The organism is Nitrosomonas sp. Nm58 (assembly GCF_900107335.1).
In the GTDB taxonomy this organism is placed as follows: Bacteria; Pseudomonadota; Gammaproteobacteria; order Burkholderiales; family Nitrosomonadaceae; genus Nitrosomonas.
Window position 1 is genome coordinate 1 of sequence record NZ_FNPQ01000086.1, and the last position, 5242, is coordinate 5242.

Sequence of the window (5242 nt, forward strand, 5' to 3'; positions counted from 1 at the left end):
CTTACACTTTCCGCGAGAAGAAGCCTTCCCTTAATATTAGATTTTCTCAGGTTCTTCCAGCCGTGGTGTGATGATTTTAATGTCGAACTCACGTTTAATAGTTTTGTGTGCGAGCGTTTATCTTATCGACAATGCGGTAATGAATAGTGGGGCGATCAAAACTGGAAATAAAAAGCGTGCATGATCAAGATCAAGCCGCTGAATGATTTCGGTACGTGTCACAGTATCCGCCGTTGTTGTCAACGCAATGCGTGGGACATTCGGAAATCTTTTATGCAAAATATATTCCGGGCGGAAATCATACTCCCATTGAGATATACAGTGAACTTCATCGATAGCGAATAATGCTAGCTGTGTGCGCTGGATGAGATGCAGAAATCAGGAGGTGAGCCGTCTTTCTGATGCGACATAGAGTAAGATCGTATGCCACCTGCAAGCAGATTTTGTTCAATCACAGAGGTCTCTGATTGTGAGAAGGAGGAATGCAAATGGGCTGCCCGCACGCCCATTTCGCGCAAAGCGACTCTCCTCCACCTACTGGCATCAATAACAAGCAATCATGACCGTTGCCCACTGGCAACATGAGCGATGATTTCAGCTTGTTGTCCATGGAAATCGCTATAGCCGAAAATTTCCCTGAGGAGGGTAAGCGCTATTCCTGGCTCTTCAAGTGCTCTATTTTACGCCGGTCACGTTTGGTGGGTCTGCCTTTGGTATAAAATTGCTGTGACTGCATTTTAATTTGTTCTGCAAGCGCTGTACGTGCTTCACGACTCGCATCGGTCTCCTGATAGAGTTTTTGTGCCTCTGCTGCAGAGCCACGTTTATTGGACAATGCCAGCACTTTAATATCATATTGATAATGAGCAATCCGAATGGTGAGCATATCTCCTATCGCTACCATCTTGGCTGGTTTTATCCGCATGCCGTTAATGTGTACTTTACCTCGCTCTACCGCTTCTGCCGCTAAAGAGCGTGTTTTAAAAAAACGCGCGGCATAAAGCCATTTATCAATGCGGAATTTTTCAACATCGTTTTTTGTCATCATCGATTAGTCATATCTTGCTGCTAGCAACATTACTATATCTGCAGTATGCCATCAGGTTAACGCAGATCCAATAATGGCCACCAGCAGGAAAGCTAGGGCCAACAATGAAAGCAATTTTCTTCGATAACGTGAAATGAGGGTTGCCGGTATATTTTTTCATTGTGACGTCAAAATTAGATGTCCAGAATCGCAGTTTCTATAAATGACTAAGTTTTTGACCTAAATTCGATGCTGATAGTACCGTAAAAATAGTTACACTGGTGAATGTAGGTGAGGGTGTGGGAACCATACCTGAATAGCAGCTGGTGGAGAAGGCAAAATTGTAGGATTATTATATAATTAGTAAATAATTGGAATTGCAGATCAAATATTTGTTTTTTGATGACTGAAAAATCTGTACGGGATCGCCAATAGCTAAATTGCCCTGTGTGATGCAAACATTCCTGGAATAATATTTCTGAACATGATTTAAGGAACGTAGAGGAGTTTGTTCTTTTCTGTGTATCAAAGGCATTGTTTTTATTTCATACTTTGCGTGACATACAATATACAATTTTCTTAAATAGCTTTTAAAAAAACCATAATGCCTGTCTGGAGATAAAAATGGCGGTAGCTGATGTTTTAAAAAAAATTCAAGACCATGAAGTTAAATTTGTTGATCTGCGTTTTACTGATACTAACGGCAAGGAGCATCATGTCACCGTTCCTGCTCATGCGTTTACTGCAGATAAATTTGAAGATGGGCACGCGTTTGATGGTTCTTCTATTGCAGGTTGGAAAGGGATTCATGCCTCGGACATGCTGCTGATGCCAGACCCTGATACCGCTACGATGGATCCGTTTATGGATGAAGCGACATTGTTTCTTACTTGCGATGTGGTTGATCCTTCTGATGGGCAAGGTTACAACCGTGATCCGAGATCGTTGGCAAAGCGTGGTGAGGTTTACCTTAAATCTACAGGTGTTGGGGATGTTGCTTATTTTGGCCCGGAGCTTGAATTTTTTATTTTCGACTCTGTTCGCTGGCAAACCACTATGGCAGGCTGTTTCCTGGAAATCGAGTCTGAGGAAGCCACCTGGAGTTCGAAAAAGAAATATGAAGATGGCAATATTGGTCATCGACCTTTGGTCAAGGGGGGCTATTTTCCGGTACCGCCAGTTGATTCGCTGCACGATATCCGTTCAGCGATGTGTCTGGTTCTGGAAGAAATGGGGATCAGTGTCGAGGTTCATCACCATGAAGTTGCTAATGCGGGCCAATGTGAAATTGGTACTCGATTCAATAGCCTGGTGAAGCGTGCAGACTGGAATCAGATGCTCAAATATGTTGTGCATAATGTTGCACATTCCTATGGTAAGACGGCTACCTTTATGCCCAAACCCATCGTGGGCGATAATGGCTCCGGTATGCATGTCCACCAATCAATTTGGAAAGACGGTAAGAATTTATTCTCGGGAAATGGTTACGCCGGAATGTCTGAAACAGCGCTGTATTATATTGGTGGCGTTATCAAGCATGCAAAAGCGCTGAATGCAATTACCAATCCCGGTACTAATTCGTACAAAAGACTTGTCGCTGGCTTTGAGGCACCTGTCAATATCGCTTATTCTGCTAGTAACCGTTCTGCTGCAGTGCGTATTCCACATGCCAGCAATCCTAAGCAACGGCGTATTGAAATAAGATTTCCCGATCCAATCGCTAATCCATATCTATCATTTACCGCATTGCTGATGGCCGGGCTTGATGGCATTCAAAACAAAATCCATCCCGGTGACCCTATGGATAAAAATCTTTACGATCTTCCCCCTGAAGAGGCCTCCAAAGTTCCGAGTACCTGTAATTCTTTGGAGGAGGCTTTGGAGAGTTTGGATAAGGATCGTGAATTTCTTACCCGGGGCGGTGTATTCTCTAATGATATGATTGATGCCTACATTGCGCTGAAGATGGAGGAAGCCATGCTCTATCGTATTAATACGCACCCAGTCGAGTTCTCGATGTATTACAGTTTGTAGATAAAGGGCAAATTTAAAGCGTTTATTATTTTATTGCCTTAGCGCTGTTTGATTGAAAATTTAATCAACTTTAAATTTCTTCAGTCGGGAGATTGCTATGGGGCAGAAACAGCTCGCCATTGCTTCGGTCTTGATAGTTTTGTTAACTACTGTGACTCAGGCGGTGGCAGGTATTTATAAGCTTGTCGATGAGAATGGCCATGTAACTTATACCAATGCCCCGGCTAAAGGTGGACAGAAGCTCCGGGTTGATCCTGCAGGGCCGAGAGTGGTAGCAAAAGCCATGACAACAGCGCCTTTGGCTGTACGAGGTTTTCCAAAGGTAAGTGATGATCAGCAGAAGAAACGCGACGTTAACCGTCGCCAGATTCTTGAGAATGAATTGGCCGCAGAAACAAAGCTCTTGGCGGAGATGCGGCGGGTTTTAAGCGAAGCTACAAAGAATTTGAAGCTCGTTGCAGCTAATCATGCTCAATTGTGGCCTGATACTCATGTTTCCGAAGACGAAAGTATAAAGAAGCTGCGTAATCAAATTACATTGCATGAAAGAAACATCACAGCGCTCCGTATTGAGCTGGGAAATCACTAACCATTGAGATTCTGCGTGAGGCTTCATGAAAATTGCAGCTATTTTGCTCTCGGTGCTTCCTGTATTTAGTTTTCCCTGTATGGCTCAGTCAGGGGTATACAAGCATTTGGGCCAAGACGGCCAAATCCTTTATTCTGATACTGAAATAAAGGGCGCTTATCCAATCGATTTGCCTGAGATAACAGTATTGCCAGCATCTCGTCATGATCCAGCAAGATCAGCAATAAAAAATGGTGCAACTCTGCCTGGGCAAAATGAAGCGATCGAAATAGTCGATAAAAAGTTCAATCAAGAGATAAAACAAGTGTCCGTAAGTGAGGCAACGACTCATCAAAATTCTTCTGACAACGATTTGAGTCAACACAGTGATCAGGACCGTGTGCAACAAGCCATTGAAGAAATGGCTCTTTACGAAGATAGTATCGAGGCGCTTGAAATTGAGCTTTATAATTTAGGTGCTGGCTATTAAAGAAGCACGCAGTGGGACTGCCTTTAGAGATAGTGAGATGTCTTTCGGTTACTTTGTTGTTTCGATTTCAATTCAAAATCCATGAGCATACTTGAACTTAAAATTCCACCCGCGGTAGTCCTGGTGTTTATGGGTGTCATCATGTGGTTTGTTGCAGATCTTGCTCCTGAGTTGGTGCTGGTTATTCCAGGTCGAATCATTATGGCTTCTGCTGTCAGTTTAGTTGGCATTGCGCTCATTCTGGCTGGTGCGGTTGCGTTCAGAGTGGCAAAGACAACAGTCAATCCGATGCAGCCGGGTAAAACATCGTCCATCGTGACTAGGGGTGTCTATAAAATAAGCCGTAATCCCATGTATGTCGGATTTCTGCTGATACTCTTGTCGTGGGCGGTGTTCCTGTCGAATATTTTTTCCTTTGCAATGTTGCCTGTCTTTGTTTGGTATATGAATCGTTTCCAGATTATTCCGGAGGAGCAGGCATTACTTGCTAAATTTGGCACGGAATACATTACCTATACGAAAAGCGTACGTAGGTGGCTATGAGTTCTGATTTTTGCATCATTACTTCTTGCAATCCAAGAAGGGGACTTCATACTACAGCGGTAGACTGATGCTACGATGTTTGTAATACTTAATTTTTATAGATAAGGCATAGTTTGTTAAGATAAAGACTCACGCTGATTCTTGACAACATAGCATCCTTATTTTAGGAGGTTGGCTTTAGTCAGAAATTGACCGGAAGCGAGGACGGCCTCGTTACGCTGACATCAATCGGGGACGACCCTGATGTATCCCCACGAATTTACCCTCTCTCCAATGAATCGAAGTAATCTACTAAAAGGGCTTGCGCCTGCTCCAACATTGAGGCGGATAATTCAAAAACGACATAGCGGCAAGCTATTCTGGCGAGAAAAATAACTGAATAACGTGAGTTCGACATTAAAATCATCACACCACGGCTGGAAGAACCTGAGAAAATCTAATATTAAGGGAAGGCTTCTTCTCGCGGAAAGTGTAAGCCACTAGTTTAACGTCCCCGACTAATATTTAGAAATGATAGAATTGGCGATTATGAGAACGCCAATGAAAATTTCGCTGGGTGATAAGGACAAAAATACCCTGC

General features: G+C 43.3%; 6 protein-coding genes. 4 read left to right on the forward strand and 2 right to left on the reverse strand.

Annotated features, from left to right (window positions below):
• Positions 1-117: 117 nt before the first annotated feature.
• Positions 118-279 carry a hypothetical protein gene (locus BLW34_RS16280; protein ID WP_177166064.1) on the reverse strand — a complete coding sequence of 54 codons (162 nt, stop codon included), beginning with the start codon at positions 277-279 and terminating at the stop codon, positions 118-120.
• Between the two features lie 373 nt (positions 280-652).
• A complete protein-coding gene (locus tag BLW34_RS14810) occupies positions 653-1048 on the reverse strand; it encodes an RNA-binding S4 domain-containing protein (protein WP_218138884.1) in 396 nt (131 codons plus the stop codon).
• Between the two features lie 603 nt (positions 1049-1651).
• Between BLW34_RS14810 and glnA the strand changes: the two genes are divergently transcribed.
• The 4 genes from glnA to BLW34_RS14830 all read left to right on the forward strand — a co-directional run bounded on the left by glnA (position 1652) and on the right by BLW34_RS14830 (position 4662).
• Positions 1652-3061, forward strand: coding sequence for a type I glutamate--ammonia ligase (gene glnA, locus BLW34_RS14815; RefSeq protein WP_090544299.1), 1410 nt, complete (start codon positions 1652-1654; stop codon positions 3059-3061).
• Positions 3062-3158: 97 nt separating this feature from the next.
• Positions 3159-3650, forward strand: a complete 492-nt coding sequence (locus BLW34_RS14820; RefSeq protein ID WP_090581211.1) for a DUF4124 domain-containing protein — start codon at positions 3159-3161, stop codon at positions 3648-3650.
• Between the two features lie 25 nt (positions 3651-3675).
• Positions 3676-4119 carry a hypothetical protein gene (locus tag BLW34_RS14825; RefSeq protein WP_090581214.1) on the forward strand — a complete coding sequence of 148 codons (444 nt, stop codon included), beginning with the start codon at positions 3676-3678 and terminating at the stop codon, positions 4117-4119.
• Positions 4120-4200: 81 nt separating this feature from the next.
• A complete protein-coding gene (locus BLW34_RS14830) occupies positions 4201-4662 on the forward strand; it encodes a methyltransferase family protein (RefSeq protein WP_090581217.1) in 462 nt (153 codons plus the stop codon).
• Positions 4663-5242 lie beyond the last annotated feature (580 nt).